Consider the following 20,063-nt stretch of genomic DNA (forward strand, 5'->3'; position numbering starts at 1 on the left):
CTAAAAGTGTAAGAGGAATCGTTTATAATGTAAAATATATAATAATCATATTGAATATGCCAAAAGGGAATAATGGGGGAATACGATGAATTTACGAGACTTCGAGGTATTTAAAACAATTGTGGAATGTGGAAGCTTTTCAAAGGCAAGTGAGCAGCTATTTATCGCACAACCATCCCTATCTAAAACAATTCAAAAGCTAGAGAAAAAACTTAGCGTAACACTCTTTGAGCGTTCTAATCGGATTATTCGTTTAACCGATGAAGGTCAGCTTGTTTATGAAAAAGCGATTACAATGCTACAGCAAATGAAGGAGTTAAAAAAAGAGCTTGAAGATATAAATGAACATATAAATGAAAATATAAAAGGGCATTTAAAAGTCGGGCTGCCGCAAATTATTGGTACCTTTTTCTTTCCACAAGTGGCGAAAGCTTTCTCAAAGAAGTATACAGAGGTTACACTTGAAATTGTCGAAGAAGGAGGTTTAAATGTAGAAAAGCTTGTTGAAAAGGGTGAAGTCGATGTAGCTTTTGTCGTGATACCAACCCAAAGCAAGGAACTAGAAGAACAGCTTATTTTTGAAGCACCGTTTGTTGCCTGTTTACCTAAAAGTCACGTTTTAAAAGAGGAACAGCAGATTACACTTGCACAACTGCAACAGGATGATTGGATATTGTTTGATACTACATTTGCCTTGAGCCAAGTGGTTTTAGAAAGTTGTCGTAAGGAGAATTTTGTGCCGAATATTGCATATAGTACAACGCAGTGGGATTTGTTAATGGCATTAGTTCGTGATGAACTAGGAGTAGCTATTATTCCAAGTCCTTTAACTGAAATGTGCTCACAGAATCTTTGTGTCAAAGAAATCAGTAGTCAATATATCCCTTGGAAAATTGGCATCGTTTTAAAGGAAAATCGTTATAAAACACGTGCCTTGAAAGCTTTTTTGAAAATAGTGTCGGATGTATACAAATAAGATGGTGAAATAAAAAAATTATTGAAGTTAATATTAACTATTACCTTTTCATTAATCGAGGAATGGTCACAATTCTTAGATGGTTTTTTATCATAGGGATTAATCAGCAACAGAAGTTGTTCTTTAATTGCGTTAACTTAAGAACCTTGATTTGACTATGCCGAACGGGCGCGCTTGTGGAACAAGGCGTCCTTCTGAATAGGACCATTTAACGGAATAAGATTTCCTGAAGCTCCTGTAGATTTGAAACAAAGTTTTATTGTTGCGAACCTAAACGATAGATGAGATTCTGTTGGAAAGGAAAAAGTGGTAAAACGCTAAAAATATGTAGTTAAAGATTCGATTTTTTCTATTGATAGAGTAATTATTAGGGGCTTTGAAAAGGCGGCGTTCAGTTTGAATTTACAACAATTAAAGTATGCATTAGAAGTAGCAAGTAAGGGATCTATGAATGAAGCAGCAAAAAGTTTGTTCATCTCCCAGCCAAGTTTGTCGAATGCGATTAAGGAATTAGAGAAGGAAATTAAAATTCCTCTATTCATTAGAACGAATAGAGGGGTTACTATTACTAATGAAGGGGCTGAGTTTCTAGGTTATGCCAGACAGGTATTACAGCAGCTTACCATGCTTGAAGAAAAATACATAAGTGAAAAAACAGCTAAGCAACATTTTTGTATTTCAACCCAGCATTATACTTTTGCAGCTAATGCCTTTGTGGAACTTGTAAAAGAATTTGGAATGTCTGAATATGAGTTTACCCTTCGTGAAACAAAAACTTATGAAATCATTGAAGATGTAAAGAATTTACGAAGTGAGCTGGGAATTATCTATCTAAGTAATTATAATGAATCCGTAATATTAAAACTGTTAAGAGAAAGAAACATAACCTTTTCAGAACTATTTACAGCGAAACCGCATGTATTTATTAATAAAAGACATCCATTATCCGACAAAGAATCTATTAATTTGGATGAATTAGAAGACTATCCATGCCTTTCTTTTGAACAAGGAGAGTACAATTCTTTTTACTTTTCAGAAGAAATTTTAAGTACAAGAAGTGTAAAGAAAAGTATCAAAGTAAGCGATAGAGCAGCCATTGTCAATTTCATGATTGGTCTCAATGGTTATACCATTTCTTCAGGGGTTTTCCCTAAATATCTTCATGGAGATGAAATTATTGCAGTTCCTCTTAATTTAGATGAAGTCATACGTGTTGGAACAATTAAGCATAGTGATGTCACATTAACGAAACTTGGTGAAATATATTTAGATGCATTAAAAAGATTTGCACAAGAATTATAACTAAAAATGGACAAATAATGTGTCTGATATAGTTGTTGACTATATCAGGATATATTGTTTTGGTATTATGCTATATCAAAAAGAACCACTATAATTATGAATGATTATAATCATTGATATGAGAGTGGAGTGAATTTTGATATGGGCGTTCAAGTATTATTTTCATTTGTTATATACGTAATAATAAATGCCTTTACACCGGGACCAGGTAATATTTTAGCATTAAATACAATGACGAATTATGGATGGAAAAGAGGAAAACCTTTATTCTTGGGAATCTTTACTGGTTATTTTTTTGTGCAAGCATTATGTGCCCTATTTATTTTTGGATTAGAAAACTTAATAAATCCAATAATGACTGTCCTTACATATGCAGGAGTAATATATATATTGTGGCTTGCATATCAGATTGCCATTAGCAAGCCTGACAATAAAACATCCGAGAAACAGCCCTCTTTTTGGATTGGTTTTGTTCTACAAATTGTTAATGTAAAGATATTTTTATTTGGGATCACCTCTCTAACAGGATATGTTATGCCTTATTATTCATCGCTGGGTTTGCTTTTATTTTTTGAAATGATCATTGCTGCAATAGGTTCGCTTGCTACCTTGACTTGGATATTTTTCGGTGGATTATTCCAAAAAACGTATTTCAAACATTTTCGAGTAATAAATATTGTATTGGCGTTATTACTTTTGCAATGTTCAGTTGCACTTTTATTGCAGTAAAGAAAAGGAGAATTTTAATAATTTCATTGCTGCTTAAATCAAAAGCAAACTTGTGAAGTATTATACTTAAACCAACCTCGTTAGTTCCTATAAATACTTTAGGTTGAATATAAATTTGGTTAAGGAGAGTTGTATATGCGTATTTTAGTTTTAGGAGCTGGAGGAATCGGAGGCTATTTTGGTGGTCGTTTAGTAGAAAAAGGAGAAGACGCTGTTTTTCTCGTTCGTACTAAACGAAAACAACAGCTTGAGAAAAATGGTTTAGTTATTCACAGTGTAAACGGTGATTTCTCTTTTGCACCAAAATTAATAACAAAAGCTGATAATACCGATCCATTTGATATCGTGTTACTTTCAACAAAAGCCTATCATTTAGAAGAAGCAATAAACAATTTGAAACCATTTGTCGGTGATAAAACGGTAATTATTCCATTATTAAATGGCGTAGCCCATCTATCTCCATTAAAAGAAGCATTTGGTGATAATAAAGTGATTGGAGGCTTATGTATTATAGAAACAACATTAAATAAAACAGGAGAAGTCTTGCATTCGAGTGCTTTTGATCGACTTGTATTTGGTGAACTTGAACATCAAGAAACAGATCGAATACAACAAATTGCTGATACATTCAGTGGTACAAAAGCGAACTTTGTTCTAAGTAACCAAATTATGCAAGACATGTGGCATAAATATTTACTTATTACCGTTATGTCAGGTCTTACAACACTTATGCGTGCACCAATAGGACCAATCCGTGAAAGCGATGGCGGCAGAGACTTTATTAGAAATTTGTTTGAAGAAGTAACAGAAATAATGAGAGCTTGTAAAGCCCCCATTGCAGATAATATTGTGGAAAAGTATATGAAGTCAGTAGATAGCCTTTCTTATGATTTTAAAACTTCTATGCAACGGGATATGGAAAAAGGGTTATTTATTGAAGGAGAGCATTTACAAGGATATTTATTGGGATTAGCTAAACAATTCCATATAGAAGCCCCGTTCCTGAAGACTATTTATCAAAATTTAAAAGTGTACGAAGAGGTGCTGTAAACATTATGAAATTATCTGCTTAAAGAATAGAAGATTAGTAGAAAAAGGGGATAACATAATGCTAACAGAAAAAGTTCATATTGCCGTGCCAACAGCTTTTTTTGAAGATGAATCTTTAAATATTAAAGGGACAATAAGTCATATAAGAGATCTATATAAACAAGGAATAAAATCTGTTCTCGTCTCTGGAACTACTGGGGAACAGCATAGTCTAAACCTCCAAGAGAAAATTGAAATCATAAATGGTTTAGAACTGGAGGAAGAACTCATTGGTAATATGGAAATAATATTTGGTGTGGCTTCAATTAGACAGAAAGAGGCAGAGGAATTAGCTGAAAAGATTCGTCACACAAAAATATCAGGTATTATGCTTGGGTATCCACCGTATGTTATACCGACACAAGAAGAAGCAGTGGTTTATACAAAGAGAATAATACACCTTAGTAATAAACCTACAATTTTATATAACAATCCAAAAAGAACTGGATTTGATTTATCAGAAAAAAGTATTATTCAATTAAGTGAGATAGACTTAGTGGTTGGAATAAAAGATGCTGGCAATAAAGAAAAAATTGAGCGAATAAAAAACGGTATGCTTAGAAACAATTTATATTTTTATGCTGGTGGAGAAGTGGATTTAGATGAAAAAGTATTACATGGATATAATCGTCTTTCTTCCATTGCGGGGAATGTTTCCCCGACGGAAATTAGTCAATGGTTTCAAAAAATGCTTATGAAGCAAAAAGTTAGTAAACAAGAAGGCGAAAAAATAAAAAATATTATGGAACAAGTTTATCGAGGAAATGCTATTGTGAACCTGAAAAAGGTCATTAATCATAAGGGTATTCCAATGGGGATTTGCAGGAGTCCAATAGGAAATATTTAATTGGATAGCGAAATGCTTGCTTTTTAGACTGACTATTAAAATGTTCATCTCATCTAGTAATATGCAGGTTTTGATTTTTGATACATTTTAATTTTCCTTACCCAATGTTTTTCAACTAAAAGGCGCAATTGTGGGATAAAACTTAGATTATTGAAGCATGTATTAACTACTTTATTTTCCCCCCATCTTAAACAGGATGGGGTATACGCGTTTAAAAAATATTAAAATAAAAACTTAATTTAAAATTGACATTTCCTTATTGCGGGCGGTGACAGCTTCGCTGGTACTACCCCTAGTCTTGTGAAGGGATTAGCTGTAACAAATTTATTAGCACGTAAAGTAACAAAGCTTGATGAAAATAGTTCTTTATCTTCTGTAATAACGACAACTTGCTTAGTAATGTCTTCTAGTCAATTAGGGTTACCAGTATCAACAACGCATGTAAGTACTTCTGCTATCATTGGAGCAGGTATGAAGCAAGGGGCAAAAACGATTAATTGGTCTGTAATTAGAGATATTATTTTGTCGTGGATAGTGACTTTGCCTGGGGCTGGTATTATAGCGGTGGTTGTATATTATATTTTAAGTATTATTATATAATTTGTTATTAATAATATATAAATTCAATATTTATCTTGATAGTAGGGGTAGCACTACATCACCTTCAATTGGCTCAAAATGAAGGTGATTGATTTGGAATAGAGCTTGATTAAAAGTGCTTTATAAATCTTTTTTAGTGAGAAAAGAAACCATTTTCAAAAAGGAATAATTAAAATGGTTTCTTTTCTTTTGGGAGGAACTTTCCTTTGTTTAAAAAATTTTTGATTAAAATTCGCTTATAATTCTTTAATTGGAAGTAACCATACATCGTGACTTTATTTACTTGTATAAACGTCATAACCATATTTTAGAGCTACACCTAAGAAATCTAAACAAAACAACTATTTTATTTGGATTTTTTTTTCAATATATCTTTTAATATTTCATTAATGTTTATACCGAATCCTGCTATATTAGGTTCAAGTATAAAGTAATCATTTATTTTTCGTAATACTTTTTTTATTCCTGAATCTTTATCATCATCTTTAGACAAATGTAGAACTTCCTGGAGATTAATTATTAATTCGTTTTTCTTATCATTAAAATATTTAGAAGAAACATCTAATTCTTTTAATTTAATTAATATATTTTCTATACCATCTTTCTTTTTTGTATACAGTATTAACTCTGCATAATTAAAAACAAAATCAATTTTTTCCTTATCCTCTAATTTATTAATATCTATACTATCTAATATTTCTGAAGCTTTGTCAAAATCCTCATTGACAGTGAAAACATGTGCAATAAAAATTTTTGATAATACATTGCCATCAATCTCTATACTTTTTTCATAGCATTCAAGCGCTTTTTCTAGATTTTTCAAACTAAAATATGCTTCACCTAATCGTGAATATGCATCTGAAATACCTTTTTGAGTGACATTCTTGTCTTCAAGTATTTTGGTATAATAATCAACAGCCTTTTCTATGTATTCCATGTTATCAAAAATTTTACCAGCATAATTATAGAGATTCGCTAAATTAAAATAGTCATATGTTTCTTTAAAGTGATTTATATTTTGTTCAGCTAATAGTAATGCCTCATTAAATAGATCTTTTGCTTTCTCTAAATCTTCAATTAAAAAGAATTCAATCCCTTTAGCTGCCATATATTTTATTTTGTCTGTTAAATTATCCGATTTTTTTATTAATATATCTTTTATTTCGATTTTATCTGAAAACGAAAGCTTTTTATTCATCACATCGAGATATAATTGAAGAAATTGTACGTTGTAGATTTCCTTATATGAAATTCCAGAAAGTATTACTACCGCTTTATTTATATCTTTCTGATACAAATAGTACCAAACTGTTTTATAATATGTTAAAAGTTGATGCCATTTTTGGTTATAAAAAACTTTACTCAAATTATGAAGCATAGAGATGAAATTTACATCTAGATTTCCAGTTTTAATAACGAATAAGTTCTTATTAATAATTTCATCTAATGCCTTTAAATCTATTTCTAACATATGATCCCCTAAAATTGGGCTGTTTAAAAGCAGTGGTTCGGTATCTCTTTTAACATAAATCATATACCTAGTTAAGTCTGCTAGAGAAAGTTTAAGAGCTTTATCAAAATTTTTATTATGAATTTCCTTTTGGAAATTCATATCTTTAGTAATGTTCGATAAAATATCCCAGCAACAATTTCTGTATTTTTTTCCTGATCCACAAAGACATTGAGCATTTTTTTCTAAAGAAAATTTTTTCATGGTTGTTCTCGTTCACCTATCCTTTAATTGTTTTAAGAGTTTGTATGTATAACTATAGTAGCACATTCAATTTGTAGCTTTGAAATAATGTTAGATTAAAAATTATTTAGAAGTCTTAACTTGAAGAGATAAAGTATCATATCTTTTTATAAACCTCGTTACTTTAATCAAACCTCTGCGCCTTTTTTACAAACATTGTGACGCTAGTTCTAATTATCAGATAATATATTCCGGAAGTTTTCTAGGAGTAGAACAGTAATATTCTAAATTAAAATAAATATTACTAGATAGTTATCCAAATAAATCACGATTCAATACTAAAAAACTGAGGAACATATACATTCCATACAAGAAGAAATGATGCAAAAATATATAGATGATTGCAAATGTATATCTTTTTCGATAGAAGTTAGTAGAGAAGCTGAGCCATTAGGAAAGATAGTTATTGATACAAAATATAAACTAATATTTGATACACATATTTTGAAATTCTCTCAACGAAGAACTATATTGTGAGAGGATTGATTTAAAAAGAAATTAGTTGTAGATTTGAAATGAAGGGGGAAAAAGCATGACATTAATTATAGGTGTTATATTACCGAATGGTGTTTTGTTAGTTAGTGATACTAGGGGGACAAGCTCAATCACTGGGGAAGTTGATTCGGATTTTAGGAAGAAGATTCTTTCGGTTACTCCGTATGTTGATATAGCAGGTTCAGGTGCAGAAAGTAATTGGCATGCTTCAAAAATTTTAAGAGATTGTTTATATAATACTGTCTTTTTAAATCCTGCTAGGTATTCTAAATTTGAAGTTAGAAATGAGATATTAAAATTATATAATGGAGTTAATAATTTATATCAAACTAATCATCCAAATGGTTATCCAATAGGAGAATTACTTGTAGCTGAATTAGATCAGGCTACATCTACTTTTAATCTTCTTCGCAGATGTGGCTTAGAAGGCTTTACAGAATTTAATGTTTTAAGTAATGTTAAAGATGTAGAAGTCATAGGCAGCAGTTCTGAAGTACAATGTAAAGTTAAAAAGGAAGTGCGTCTTGCTTTAGAGAATGTGCCACAGGAAATTATTCATAGAAAAGGTGGATATATTTATATAGTAGATTTATGTCATGAAATAATAAAAAAGCAACAGGATAAAAGTATTGGTAAAAATATATATATTTCATATTTAACTCGAAATGAAAAAAATGGGATGCCTCAACATTGTCTGTTATTTATTAAAGAAGATGGAACAGAGTATTCGTGTGAAAATGACGGATTGGAAGAAATAAAGTGTGAAGAATAAAAAAGAAATTTGAATGGTTCTTTTAATTTTGTATAAAAAGGACAGTGAATTCAATAGGAATTCACTGTCCTTTTTAAATTAGAAACACTCTTGATAGTAGTAAGAAGCTTTCTCGAAGTCTTTCAATACAACATAACAATCTCCAATTTTTTTGCAAATTTGTCTACAAACTTGTTTATTGTTTGGCGATATAAACTCGGCAATTTCTTTTGCCTCCATATAATACTTTAGTGCTAATTCTTTATTAGATTCTTCAAGATAAATGTCGCCCAGCAATTCATAAGCTTGTGCTTTATGTTTATTCTTCGATTTAGTTTCAATAGTGTCGAAGCAAATTGATTTTGCTGATTCATAATCTTTTTGAGCGAAATAACTTTTAGCTAATTCGACCTGTACGTTCATAATTTCATTAGGTTTTGCATTGATTTGAGTATAAAGATTAAGAGCTGTTTTAAATGATAACTGAGCTTGATGAAACTCTTTTTTATAAGAAGAAAGAATACCAAGATTCGTGTATGTTCCTGCTTCATAAAGTTTGTTTTCATTTAGTTTGAAAAATTTAAGAGCTTTTTCATTTGCCTTTTTAGCTTGATCGAAGCGTTGGAGTTCCATATTACAAATACCAAGTGCCATATAGATTTCGCCTGCTTTATAATGAGTTCGTGTTTGTTCGTTTTGTTCAATTGCTTCTTCTAAGAAGTTAATTGCTGAATAATATTCGCTTAACCGGCCATGGACAATACCTAAATTAGCAAGTAAAGAAACACGTAGAATTCCACTAATTTGTTCATGAATTATTATTTTATAAGCTCTATTCAGTGTAGAGAGAGCTGTTTCGTGATTGTTAATTCTACTATATAAGTATCCTAGAGAATCTAACGATCTAACAAGTTCATTTACATAGTTACCTTCTTTTAATAAGGAAATGCTTTTTGTAAAGTATGGAATTGCGTGATTGAAATCATGAATATGCTCGTAATATTTACCATGTATCCAATTCAAAATTCCTTCATCATACTTATTCACATCTGGGTGGTTAAAATAGTTCTTTTGCTCAATAAAGTTCTTAACTTTATCCCATAGATTTGCTGTAGTGTGGTTTTCTGCTGCCTTAATATCTTTTTTTATTTGAGAGAGTGTTAATTCTTTGTTTTCCACAACATCGAAGAAATCCTCTACAGAACAGTTTAATTTATTGCTTAAAGCCTCTAATACTTCATAAGAAGGTTGAATTAATCCCTTTTCTATTTGACTTAAATAACTACGTGTAATAATACCATCGGCTAACTTCTCTTGAGTTAGTTTTTTTTGTTTTCTTAGCTCTTTGATACGTTGACCTAACATATTATAACTCCAATCATATTGTGTTTTACTACTTACTCACTATTATTAACAATTTTGAACAAAAAGTAAATGTAAAATAAATGTTAATAATGTATTGACAATGATTACCTGTTGAATTATGATTTAGTTAAAGTTAGTAACAAAAAACTAATTTTATAAAAATGTTAAAAAGGTTAATAGCGGGGGGAAATAATTTATGAAAACAAAAGTTCAATTATTTGGGATGAAAGTAGTTCTTTTTGCAGCAACTGTAGTGTTTTTAATTGATCCAGTATGGCCGTAAGTTAACGTTACAAGAATGTGTTATTGGTTGATTATGTATAACAAATGATATTGAAATTGTTGAAGTATGAAATAGGGGGAAAGAAGTTGAATATCTTATTGGTTTCTAATTTTGAAGGAGGATTTCAGCCCAACACAATTGCAACAGCTGCTACACCACTAGTTAAAGCGGGCTTTGATGTAGAAATCCTAGATACATATGTAGAAGGTTTAGTTGAAGAGAAATTTAAAGACAAACAATTGGTTGCTATTTCTGTTCCATTATTTGATGCTGTTACAGCAGGGATTGAAGTGGCAAAAAAAGTAGCTGAGATAAATCCTGATGCTCATATTACATTCTTTGGGCAACATGCAACTATAAATGCAAATCGACTTGCGGGTCGTTACAGTGATTCTTGTATAAGTGGGGAATGGGAACATCCTCTAACTTTGTTAGCTAAACATTTATCAGGAGAAACGCAAGAGAGCCTACCTGGAGTTTTAAGTGCAGAACAAGCGATTAAAGGAGAATCAGTTCATCCATATATGGCACGCAATCATCTAGATATTCCTTCCAGACATTTACTTCCAGCATTACATAAATATCCACAAAAACAAATCAATCGTTTACTTGGATCTGATCAAGTGGTTGGATCTACTGAAATTGCAAGAGGGTGTCATCATAAATGTTTATACTGCTCAGTATTTGCCGCTTATGATGGAAAAGTTATTTTAGTTCCAGAAGAAATTGTTTTGCAAGATGTTCGAAACTTAGTAGAGGGCGGCATGACGCATTTAACTTTTATTGATGCCGATTTCTTTAATGCTAAATATCATGGCATTAAGATTTTGAGAAAGCTACACGAAGAATTTCCAGAATTAACTTACGATTTTACAACTCGTGTAGATCACATTCTTGAGAACAAGAAGACACTTGCTGAAATGAAAGAACTAGGAGTTAAATTTATTACTTCAGCTCTAGAATTCCCTTCAGAAGAGGTTTTAGATGCGGTAGCAAAAGATACTTCTGTCGCTGATATCGAACAAGGAATTGCATATTTAAGAGAAATAGATATTAAATTAAATCCTACTTTTATTATGTTCAATCCTTGGACAACTTTTGAGGATTTAACAACATTTAGATCATTTGTAGAAGACAATGAGTTAGGAAATATTATTGATCCAATTCAATATGAAACAAGACTTTATCTATATAAAGGGTCTCCGTTATTACATAAACAATCTATTCAAGACTTAGAGTTAACAGAATATGAGTTCCATTACGACTGGAAACATCCAGATTCAAAGATTGACGAGTTATATTTTGAAATGTTGACTCCACCGGAGGAAGGAATCTTTAAGAGATGTTGTTTAAAATGTTAGTGAGATGTGAACTTGTATGAGAGATAAATCAGTCGCGAGTTCTTATGTTACCACTGTCAAATTAGACTCTTTTCGTGAAATTGCGTATTCAAAGGAATTAAAAAGGAAATTATTAGCTGAATTTATCGGAACATTCACACTAGTTTTCGCGGGAACGGGTGCAATTATTGTTAATTCCATAACTCAAAGTTTAACGCACATAGGTGTAGCAATCACTTTCGGGTTAGTAGTTCTTGCATTAATCTATTCGTTTGGTCATATATCAGGTGCTCATTTTAACCCAGCTGTGACAATTGCGTTATTATCGGCTAAAGAAATTTCTAGAAGAGAAGCTATCTTATATATTTTAATTCAAATGATTGGTGCTTCATTCGCTAGTTTATTTTTACTTTCCATATTTGGGGACATTGCGAATTTGGGTGCAACATTGCCAAGTCAATCCTGGACACAAAGTTTCATTCTTGAATTTGTATTAACATTTATATTAATGATGGTTATTTTTGCTTCAGCTACACATGGAAAGGCAACAAAATCCTTTGCTGGGGTTGCCATAGGTTCAACTGTAGCACTTGAAGCAATGTTTGGTGGACCAATTAGCGGTGCATCAATGAATCCAGCAAGATCTTTTGGACCAGCTTTAATCTCTGGTACGTTTGAGTACTTATGGATATACCTAGTTGCAACAACGTTAGGAGCGTTATTAGCAGCAATAGTCTATAAATTTATACATGAACAATAGAAAATAGGGGGAACGATAAATGTCTACAGCAAGACTTGTTTTATTAGGAGGATTTTTAGGAGCGGGTAAGACTACGACTATGATTAAATCAGCGTTAAAGTTAGAAAAGGAAGGTTATAGAGTTGCAATTGTAACAAATGACCAAGGGAAAGAGTTAATCGATACTGAATTAGCTCGTGCAAATGGATTAGAGTCTAAAGAGGTGACAGGAGGCTGTTTTTGCTGTCAATTCGATGACTTATACAATAACTTAAATACTTTAATGAAAGAAAAACAACCAGATGTAATTATTGCAGAGGCTGTTGGAAGCTGTACGGATCTTGCTGCCACTGTTATTCAACCATTAAAACAGTATTATGCAGATAAGTTTAAGACAGCTCCATTAACTATTGTAGTAGAGCCAGCAAGGTTGCTACATGAGCTTAATCTTGATGAAAATACGAAACCGTTTTTCTCTCAATCAGTTAGTTATATTTTTGAAAAGCAATTAGCTGAAGCTGATATTATTGCTTTAAATAAAGTAGACCGCTATTCTGAAGAGGAGATTGCTAAACTGAAAGCATATTTACAACAGAGGTACCCGCAAACTATCATTCAAACTTTTTCTGCTGAAAGAGGAGATAACTTAGAAGCTTTAACTCATACATGGCTGACGACTGATTTAGGCGGAGATAAGGTTTTAGATATTGACTATGAACTTTATGCTGAGGGTGAAGCGCAGTTAGCTTGGATGAATATTTTAGGAGATATCAAAGCAGAGCAAGATATAAACCCTCGTGAATGGGCTGAAAAATTGTTGGATAATCTTAATAAGCACTTTATCCGTGAAAAAATGGCTATCGCTCATTTAAAAGTACATGTAGGATTTGAAGGTGGTTATGTAAAAGCTAGTATGGTTCAAACAGGTGATGCACCTACATTTACAGTTGAAAATGTAAAAGAAGGAAAAGAATTTAGAATCGTATTAAATATTCGTATTGAGGCAACTCCTGCTATCCTTAACTTAGTTGTAGCAGATTCTATCGGTGCTATTAATAAAGAGTTAGGTAGTAATTGGAGTGAAACATACAATGAATGTTTTAGTCCATTACCACCTAAGCCAGTACATCGTTTATATGAGACAGTTTAAGGGGGATATGACTATGAATAAAAATGATTTAATAGAGATTTTTCCTAGCGTTGTTACTAACCAAACTGACTGTTGTGACAGTGATAATAATTCAGAAGAGGGTTGCTGCGAAGAGAGTAATCAATTTTTTGAAGAAAGCTTAGAATTAAAGGAACAATTAAAAGAACACTTCGATAAACTGGTTAATGTTCATTTGTATAACTACGAATTGTCAATGGATCGCGTATTAGCTCAAAAGAAATTAAGTCAGTTAATCCAAGAGCGTGGCTTTGGGAACATTAGTGAAGATTCTGTATTGCGTTACGTTACACCGGCGGTAGTGGTGAATGGAACATTAGTGAGTTTTGCTACAAAGCCTCAAATGGAATCTGTTTTGAAAGTTTTGAATAAATAATCATTTTAAGGTCCTTAGCATATTGACTAAGGGCCTTAAAACGTAGTTATAATATTTCAAAGCAAAATAGTAGAAGGGATGAAAGTTATGGAGTATAGTATTGTTCAGCTAACAGAAAAGGATTGGCCTCAGGTTAGTGATATTTACTTAAAGGGTATTTCAACTAAAACAGCTACTTTTGAGACAGAATGTCCGGATTGGTATAAATGGAAAATGAACCGTGATCTTAAGACATGTATTGTAGCTAAAGTAGATCAAATTATTATTGGATGGGCTTCTGTTAGTAAAATATCATCAAGATGTGCATATGTGGGTGTAGGAGAAACGAGTGTATATGTTCATCCAAACTATATAGGGAATAATGTTGGATTCAGATTACTCAAAGAGCTTGTAGATTTATCAGAGGAAAATAATTATTGGACATTGCAGGCAAATATTTTTGCGGAAAATATTTCAAGCATTAAAATCCATGAAAAGAATGGATTTAGAATTGTAGGGATAAGAGAGAAAATAGGGCAGGTGAATGGAATTTGGAAAGATAACATTTTGATGGAGAGAAGAAGTGTTAAGATAGGTCGTTAAATAAATGAAATAAGGTGATTATATGATTATTAATAATGGAAGCCAGCTTAGTGTCGAATACTTTAAATCCTATTTTAGATTAGTTATGAATTCGCAGCAGTGTACTGTTATTGAGGCCAAGGAGATTATTTTTAATAGGATTTTTAGAGGAAATCATACTGCATATGGGAATTATACATTTCAAAACTTCGAGCATGCATATAAAGAAATAAGTGAGATTGATGAATTGATTACAAAATAAGAGAAACCTCATATTTTTCTTTATAGGTGTTGTTTAAATAAAACATTTGCATTAAATCCCTAGAAGCAATAATTTTTTCTAGAAATCAGTTATATTACTTGAAACATATAAGTAATTAGTTATATACTTATATCGAATTCAGTCATGATTTAATATTTATTTTGAATAACTGCATAAGGATTTATTTTTTTACCTAATATATAAGTGTATGCTTATATAATTATTTGAAAGGAGGGATTGCGATGCAACAAACAGTTGTAGAGTTAGCTCAAGTATCAGGTGTTTTGAAGCTACTTGGAGATAAAACAAGACTAACAACCATTGCAATTTTAAATGAGCGTAAATGTTGTGTATGTGAACTTCAAGTAGTATTTGATATGAGCCAACCATCTATAAGCCAACATCTTCGAAAATTAAAAGATATTGGATTATTAAAGGAAGAACGGCAGGGACAATGGATTTACTATTCTTTAAATGAGGAAAGTAGTTTTTATCCAATTATTAAAGATATTTTGCAACATGTACCTGATCAGAAAGAAAACATTCAACAAATTGAAAAGTGTAATCCAACCCTTCGATGTAAATGTTAGTGTGACAATAGGAAAGGGAAGTGAGAAGAATGAGCAACACGGGGAAAAAGCGACTGTCATTTCTAGATAGGTATTTAACTCTTTGGATTTTCCTTGCAATGGCTATTGGAATTGGAGTTGGATATCTATCCCCTGGTTTTGTTGAGGGAATGAATAGCTTACAGGTAGGAACAACTTCTATTCCACTTGCCATTGGATTAATTTTAATGATGTATCCTCCACTCGCGAAAGTTCGCTATGAAGAGATGGGGCGAGTTTTTAAAGATGTAAAAGTATTAGTATTATCGTTGGTACAAAACTGGATTATTGGTCCTGTTCTGATGTTTGCTTTGGCTGTTATATTCTTACCGGATAAGCCAGAATATATGGTGGGCTTAATTATGATAGGTTTGGCTCGTTGTATAGCGATGGTAATCGTTTGGAATGACTTAGCAAAAGGTGATACGGAGTATGCGGCAGGATTAGTTGCTTTTAATTCTGTATTCCAAATGTTATTTTTCTCAGTATATGCTTATGTGTTTGTAACAGTCATTCCAGAATGGTTAGGAATTGAAGGTGCTGTTGTAGATATAACAATGGCAGAGGTTGCAAAATCAGTGTTTATATATCTAGGAATTCCATTTATCGCAGGTATGCTAACACGCTTGATTTTTGTAAAAACGAAAGGACGAGAATGGTATGAAAAAGTATTCATTCCAAAGATTAGTCCAATTACTTTAATCGCATTATTATTTACAATCATTGTGATGTTCTCTCTAAAAGGAGAAGTGATTGTTAGCGTACCATTTGATGTTGTACGTATTGCAATTCCATTGCTTATTTACTTTGTAATCATGTTCTTTGTCTCTTTCTTTATGGGCAAAAAAATTGGTGCAAGTTACGGGGTGTCAACAACATTAGCGTTTACAGCTGGAAGTAATAACTTTGAATTAGCGATTGCAGTAGCTGTAGGTGTATTTGGAATTCAGTCAGGTGCAGCCTTTGCGGCAGTTATCGGACCTTTAGTTGAAGTTCCAGTTATGATAGCTCTTGTAAATGTAGCACTTTGGTTCCAGCGTAAATACTTTCAAACACAATAAAAATAAACAATCATAATAAAGGTGGAATTATCATGGAAAACAAAAAAACAATTTACTTCTTATGCACAGGAAACTCATGTCGTAGCCAAATGGCAGAAGCTTGGGGTAAAAAATACTTAGGTGATAAATGGAATGTACTTTCTGCTGGTATTGAGGCACACGGAGTAAATCCGAATGCAATTAAAGCAATGAAAGAAGTAGACATTGATATTACGGACCAAACATCTGATATCATTGACCGTGACATTTTAGACAAAGCAGATTTAGTTGTAACACTTTGTGGTCACGCAAATGATGTATGTCCGACAACACCACCTCATGTAAAACGAGTTCACTGGGGATTTGATGATCCAGCGGGCCAAGAATGGTCTGTATTCCAAAGAGTTCGTGATGAAATTGGCGCACGCATTAAAAAGTATGCTGAAACAGGAGAATAATTGAAAACAAAATAGGCCGAGAATTTTTTCTCGGCTTTTTTATAAAGAAGGGGAGAAATCAGAGATGAAAAAGATTGAAATTTTTGATCCTGCAATGTGTTGTTCTACTGGAGTTTGCGGTCCAAGTGTTGATCCAGAGTTAATTCGTATTTCAGCTGCTGTTAACAACTTGAAGAATAAAGGAATTGATGTGACTCGTTATAATTTGGCAAGTGAACCAGATGCATTTGCCAATAATGTTGTTATCAGTCAACTATTAACAGATAAAGGACCAGACGTGTTGCCTGTAACTTTGGTAGATGGAAAAGTAGTAAAAGAAAAAAGTCACCTGACAAATGAAGAACTTACACAATTAACAGATATAACAGTAGAAGAGTTGAGTCAAAAGCCAGTCGTACGTTTAAAGTTAAACGTGAAAAAATAGAGAAAGAAGTGAAAGGCAATGACAAACTTATATAACCCAAACACAATAGTATTCACACCATTTTTGTTCTTTACTGGTAAAGGCGGAGTAGGAAAAACATCTACTGCATGTGCAACAGCTATTACGTTAGCTGATATGGGGAAACAAGTTTTATTAATAAGCACTGACCCAGCTTCTAATTTACAAGATGTGTTCGAAATAGAACTTACGAATAAACCGAAAGAAATTCCAAGTGTTCTAAATCTACAAGTAGCAAACTTAGATCCTGAAACAGCAGCTCATGAATATAAAGAACGTGTTGTTGGTCCATATCGTGGAAAGCTCCCTGATGCTGTTATTGCAACGATGGAAGAGCAATTATCTGGTGCTTGCACAGTAGAAATGGCTGCATTTGATGAATTCTCTACGTTACTTACAAATAAAGAATTAACATCAAAATTCGATCACATTATATTTGATACAGCACCAACAGGTCATACGTTACGTCTTCTTCAACTTCCTACGGCTTGGAGTGGTTTCCTGGAAGAAAGTACTCATGGGGCTTCTTGTTTAGGACCATTAGCAGGACTTGGTGATAAAAAAGAGTTATATAATCAAACGGTCCAGGCACTATCTAATCCGAACCAAACGATGTTATTGCTTGTTACACGACCAGATAGTTCTCCATTACAAGAAGCAGAACGAGCAGCTCATGAATTAAAAGAAATTGGTGTAAGTAATCAGTTTCTACTTGTAAATGGGATTTTGAAAGACTATATGCAAAATGATAATATCTCAAATGCATTGTTTAAGAGACAATCACGCGCGTTAGAAAACATGGCAGAAGAATTAAAAAATCTTCCTACTTATGAAATTCCATTAGTACCGTTTAATGTTACTGGGATAGAGAATATGAGAAAACTAGTTCAACCAATGGAAAATCTCTCGATTTCGGATGAAGAAACAAATACTGTCTCTATTCCTTCACTTCAGACATTGATTACTAATCTTTCAGAATCGGGAAAACGAGTAATTTTTACAATGGGAAAAGGTGGTGTCGGAAAGACTACGGTAGCTTCAGCAATTGCAGTAGGTCTGGCGGAAAAAGGACACCATGTACACCTAACTACAACTGATCCCGCAGCGCATATTGATTATGTCATGCATGGAGAACAAGGAAACATTACGATAAGTCGAATTGATCCAAAAGTAGAAGTTGAAAACTATCGTAAGGAAGTCATAGAGCAAGCAAAAGATACAGTTGATGAAGAAGGTTTAGCGTATCTCGAAGAGGACTTACGTTCTCCTTGTACGGAAGAAATTGCAGTCTTTCGTGCTTTGGCCGATATTGTTGAAAGAGCTAATGATGAAATTGTAGTAATTGATACAGCACCAACAGGTCATACATTATTGTTACTAGATGCAGCACAAACGTATCATAAGGAAATTGCACGTTCTACGGGTGAAGTACCACAGTCTGTGAAAAACTTATTACCACGTTTGCGTAATCCAGAAGAAACAAGCGTTGTAATTGTAACACTTGCAGAAGCAACACCAGTTCATGAAGCAAGCCGTCTACAAGAAGACTTAAAACGTGCGGATATTACTCCGAAATGGTGGGTTATCAATCAAAGTTTTTACGCAACACATACAAGTGACTTTGTGTTAAGAGGAAGAGCACAGTCCGAAATACAGTGGATTCAAGAAGTGCAAAAGGAATCACAAAATAACTGTGTTATTATCCCTTGGCAATCGGAAGATATTGTAGGATATGAGAAACTTAAAGAGTTAGTAAAATAAAACATTTTAATTAGTTACTGTGAAGGGGAGAAATAATAATGAATATTACAGATAAAGCAAAAGAGTTTATTGAAAATGCCATGAAAGAAAACGGTGTTTCAACATTACGTTTTACATTTGAGGGTGCTGGATGCTGTGGTCCTAGCTACGGTATTAATTTAGGCGAAGCAGAAGAAAGTGATATCACAGAAACAGTAAACGGTGTTCAAGTCGCAATGGATCCAAAGGTAGCAGAAATCGTTAATACTTTAACATTAGACTATGTAGAAGACCAACAAGGCGCAGGACTTGTTATCAGTGGCGGATCTAATTGCTGCTAATTAATAATTGAGGGAGACTACCAAACATGAATAATTATCACGAACTCGTAAAAGGAAAAGTATATATTGGTGGAGTAGACGCTATACAAGACGCAGTAAACAAGCACGGGATCACAGAGGTGTTTGATTTACGTGATGGTGGAGAAGAACCAGAAGGGTTTCCGGCTGGAACTAAACGTCATGTTTATCCAATCGTAGAAGGTGTAGAAGGGCAAGATGAATCAGTAAGAAATGCAATTGCAGCTGTCAAAGAAGCTGTTGAACAAGATAAGAAAGTATTTTTCCATTGTTCCGGTGGACGTAATCGTACAGGTACAGTTGCAACTGGATTATTAGTAGAATTAGGGCATGCATCTAACGTAGAAGAAGCGGAACAAAAAGCAAAAGAAATCCGTTCAAGTATTAATATCAAATCAGAAATGAAACAAGTATTGAAACGTTTATATGTATAATTCATCTAAGTCTCAAAAACATTAAGGTTTTTGAGACTTTATTATTTTATGGATATTATTTTGAAATGAAGCCCTCATCATTCTTATGGATTTGAAAATATGGGACAATTAAATAGAAATTCTGTAAATTTAAAATCGTATATCATAGCTTTATAACTATTAAAATGGGGAGGAATTCTTATGTATGTGAGGGTACGAGAACTTCTTACAGCAGAAGAACAAAAGCGTTATTAAAAGCCTTACATTAGTTTAATTATGTAAGGCTTTTGTATTTTATAGATTCAAATTAAGTAACTTTATTAATCCTTTATAAATGCAAAGATTATATAGTGCTTGTACCAGGATA

The 20,063-nt window shown here is 32.7% G+C and carries 21 protein-coding genes; 19 read left to right on the forward strand and 2 right to left on the reverse strand.

All coding sequences use genetic code 11. The features are described from left to right. Positions 1–85 precede the first annotated feature (85 nt). The 6 genes from ACTFR9_RS03500 (at position 86) to ACTFR9_RS03525 (ending at position 5,543) form a co-directional block, all read left to right on the forward strand. On the forward strand, positions 86–976 hold the full coding sequence (locus ACTFR9_RS03500; RefSeq protein ID WP_440048948.1) for a LysR family transcriptional regulator: 891 nt from the start codon (positions 86–88) through the stop codon (positions 974–976). 396 nt (positions 977–1,372) lie between these two features. Then, positions 1,373–2,278: a LysR family transcriptional regulator gene (locus ACTFR9_RS03505; protein WP_440048949.1), complete on the forward strand. Its 906-nt coding sequence runs from the start codon at positions 1,373–1,375 to the stop codon at positions 2,276–2,278. A 141-nt stretch (positions 2,279–2,419) separates the two neighbouring features. After that, positions 2,420–3,007: a LysE family transporter gene (locus ACTFR9_RS03510; RefSeq protein WP_440048950.1), complete on the forward strand. Its 588-nt coding sequence runs from the start codon at positions 2,420–2,422 to the stop codon at positions 3,005–3,007. A gap of 135 nt (positions 3,008–3,142) precedes the next feature. Next, positions 3,143–4,057 carry a 2-dehydropantoate 2-reductase gene (gene panE, locus ACTFR9_RS03515; protein ID WP_440048951.1) on the forward strand — a complete coding sequence of 305 codons (915 nt, stop codon included), beginning with the start codon at positions 3,143–3,145 and terminating at the stop codon, positions 4,055–4,057. Positions 4,058–4,115: 58 nt separating this feature from the next. Further along, complete coding sequence (locus ACTFR9_RS03520; protein WP_440048952.1) at positions 4,116–4,943, forward strand: dihydrodipicolinate synthase family protein; 828 nt, start codon at positions 4,116–4,118, stop codon at positions 4,941–4,943. 300 nt (positions 4,944–5,243) lie between these two features. Next, positions 5,244–5,543, forward strand: coding sequence for an inorganic phosphate transporter (locus tag ACTFR9_RS03525; RefSeq protein WP_440048953.1), 300 nt, complete (start codon positions 5,244–5,246; stop codon positions 5,541–5,543). 346 nt (positions 5,544–5,889) lie between these two features. On the opposite strand, the gene ACTFR9_RS03530 is transcribed toward ACTFR9_RS03525, so the two are convergent. Then, on the reverse strand, positions 5,890–7,257 hold the full coding sequence (locus tag ACTFR9_RS03530) for a tetratricopeptide repeat protein (RefSeq protein WP_000714589.1): 1,368 nt from the start codon (positions 7,255–7,257) through the stop codon (positions 5,890–5,892). Positions 7,258–7,828: 571 nt separating this feature from the next. On the opposite strand from ACTFR9_RS03530, the gene ACTFR9_RS03535 reads away from it, so the two are divergent. Next, positions 7,829–8,563 carry a hypothetical protein gene (locus ACTFR9_RS03535; RefSeq protein WP_000172604.1) on the forward strand — a complete coding sequence of 245 codons (735 nt, stop codon included), beginning with the start codon at positions 7,829–7,831 and terminating at the stop codon, positions 8,561–8,563. Between the two features lie 78 nt (positions 8,564–8,641). On the opposite strand, the gene ACTFR9_RS03540 is transcribed toward ACTFR9_RS03535, so the two are convergent. Continuing rightward, a complete protein-coding gene (locus tag ACTFR9_RS03540) occupies positions 8,642–9,907 on the reverse strand; it encodes a tetratricopeptide repeat protein (protein WP_000901451.1) in 1,266 nt (421 codons plus the stop codon). Positions 9,908–10,276: 369 nt separating this feature from the next. Between ACTFR9_RS03540 and arsL the strand changes: the two genes are divergently transcribed. The 12 genes from arsL to ACTFR9_RS03600 all read left to right on the forward strand — a co-directional run bounded on the left by arsL (position 10,277) and on the right by ACTFR9_RS03600 (position 19,717). Further along, positions 10,277–11,551: an arsinothricin biosynthesis radical SAM protein ArsL gene (arsL, locus tag ACTFR9_RS03545; protein WP_001023735.1), complete on the forward strand. Its 1,275-nt coding sequence runs from the start codon at positions 10,277–10,279 to the stop codon at positions 11,549–11,551. A gap of 16 nt (positions 11,552–11,567) precedes the next feature. Further along, a complete protein-coding gene (locus tag ACTFR9_RS03550; RefSeq protein ID WP_001205149.1) occupies positions 11,568–12,290 on the forward strand; it encodes an MIP/aquaporin family protein in 723 nt (240 codons plus the stop codon). A gap of 19 nt (positions 12,291–12,309) precedes the next feature. After that, positions 12,310–13,419: a GTP-binding protein gene (locus ACTFR9_RS03555; protein WP_000100984.1), complete on the forward strand. Its 1,110-nt coding sequence runs from the start codon at positions 12,310–12,312 to the stop codon at positions 13,417–13,419. Positions 13,420–13,432: 13 nt separating this feature from the next. After that, positions 13,433–13,813, forward strand: a complete 381-nt coding sequence (vcpD, locus tag ACTFR9_RS03560) for an ArsD-related vicinal cysteine protein VcpD (RefSeq protein ID WP_001038621.1) — start codon at positions 13,433–13,435, stop codon at positions 13,811–13,813. Positions 13,814–13,900: 87 nt separating this feature from the next. Further along, positions 13,901–14,395, forward strand: a complete 495-nt coding sequence (locus tag ACTFR9_RS03565) for a GNAT family N-acetyltransferase (protein ID WP_000456786.1) — start codon at positions 13,901–13,903, stop codon at positions 14,393–14,395. Positions 14,396–14,878: 483 nt separating this feature from the next. After that, positions 14,879–15,226, forward strand: coding sequence for an ArsR/SmtB family transcription factor (locus ACTFR9_RS03570; RefSeq protein ID WP_001188007.1), 348 nt, complete (start codon positions 14,879–14,881; stop codon positions 15,224–15,226). Positions 15,227–15,255: 29 nt separating this feature from the next. Then, entirely contained in the window at positions 15,256–16,305 is a 1,050-nt protein-coding gene (gene arsB, locus ACTFR9_RS03575; protein ID WP_000072353.1) for an ACR3 family arsenite efflux transporter, read from the forward strand. 32 nt (positions 16,306–16,337) lie between these two features. Next, on the forward strand, positions 16,338–16,742 hold the full coding sequence (arsC, locus tag ACTFR9_RS03580) for an arsenate reductase (thioredoxin) (protein WP_000428327.1): 405 nt from the start codon (positions 16,338–16,340) through the stop codon (positions 16,740–16,742). Positions 16,743–16,806: 64 nt separating this feature from the next. Next, a complete protein-coding gene (gene arsD, locus ACTFR9_RS03585) occupies positions 16,807–17,166 on the forward strand; it encodes an arsenite efflux transporter metallochaperone ArsD (RefSeq protein ID WP_000717833.1) in 360 nt (119 codons plus the stop codon). Positions 17,167–17,184: 18 nt separating this feature from the next. Next, on the forward strand, positions 17,185–18,945 hold the full coding sequence (gene arsA, locus ACTFR9_RS03590) for an arsenical pump-driving ATPase (RefSeq protein ID WP_000183546.1): 1,761 nt from the start codon (positions 17,185–17,187) through the stop codon (positions 18,943–18,945). Between the two features lie 38 nt (positions 18,946–18,983). Continuing rightward, positions 18,984–19,265 (forward strand): HesB/IscA family protein, encoded by a 282-nt coding sequence (locus ACTFR9_RS03595; RefSeq protein ID WP_001027741.1) that lies wholly within the window; start codon positions 18,984–18,986, stop codon positions 19,263–19,265. Positions 19,266–19,291: 26 nt separating this feature from the next. Next, positions 19,292–19,717: a protein-tyrosine phosphatase family protein gene (locus ACTFR9_RS03600; RefSeq protein ID WP_001067266.1), complete on the forward strand. Its 426-nt coding sequence runs from the start codon at positions 19,292–19,294 to the stop codon at positions 19,715–19,717. Positions 19,718–20,063: the final 346 nt, after the last annotated feature.

The sequence above is a fragment of the Bacillus cereus group sp. MYBK222-1 genome (assembly GCF_051916425.1).
Lineage (GTDB): Bacteria > Bacillota > Bacilli > Bacillales > Bacillaceae_G > Bacillus_A > Bacillus_A paranthracis.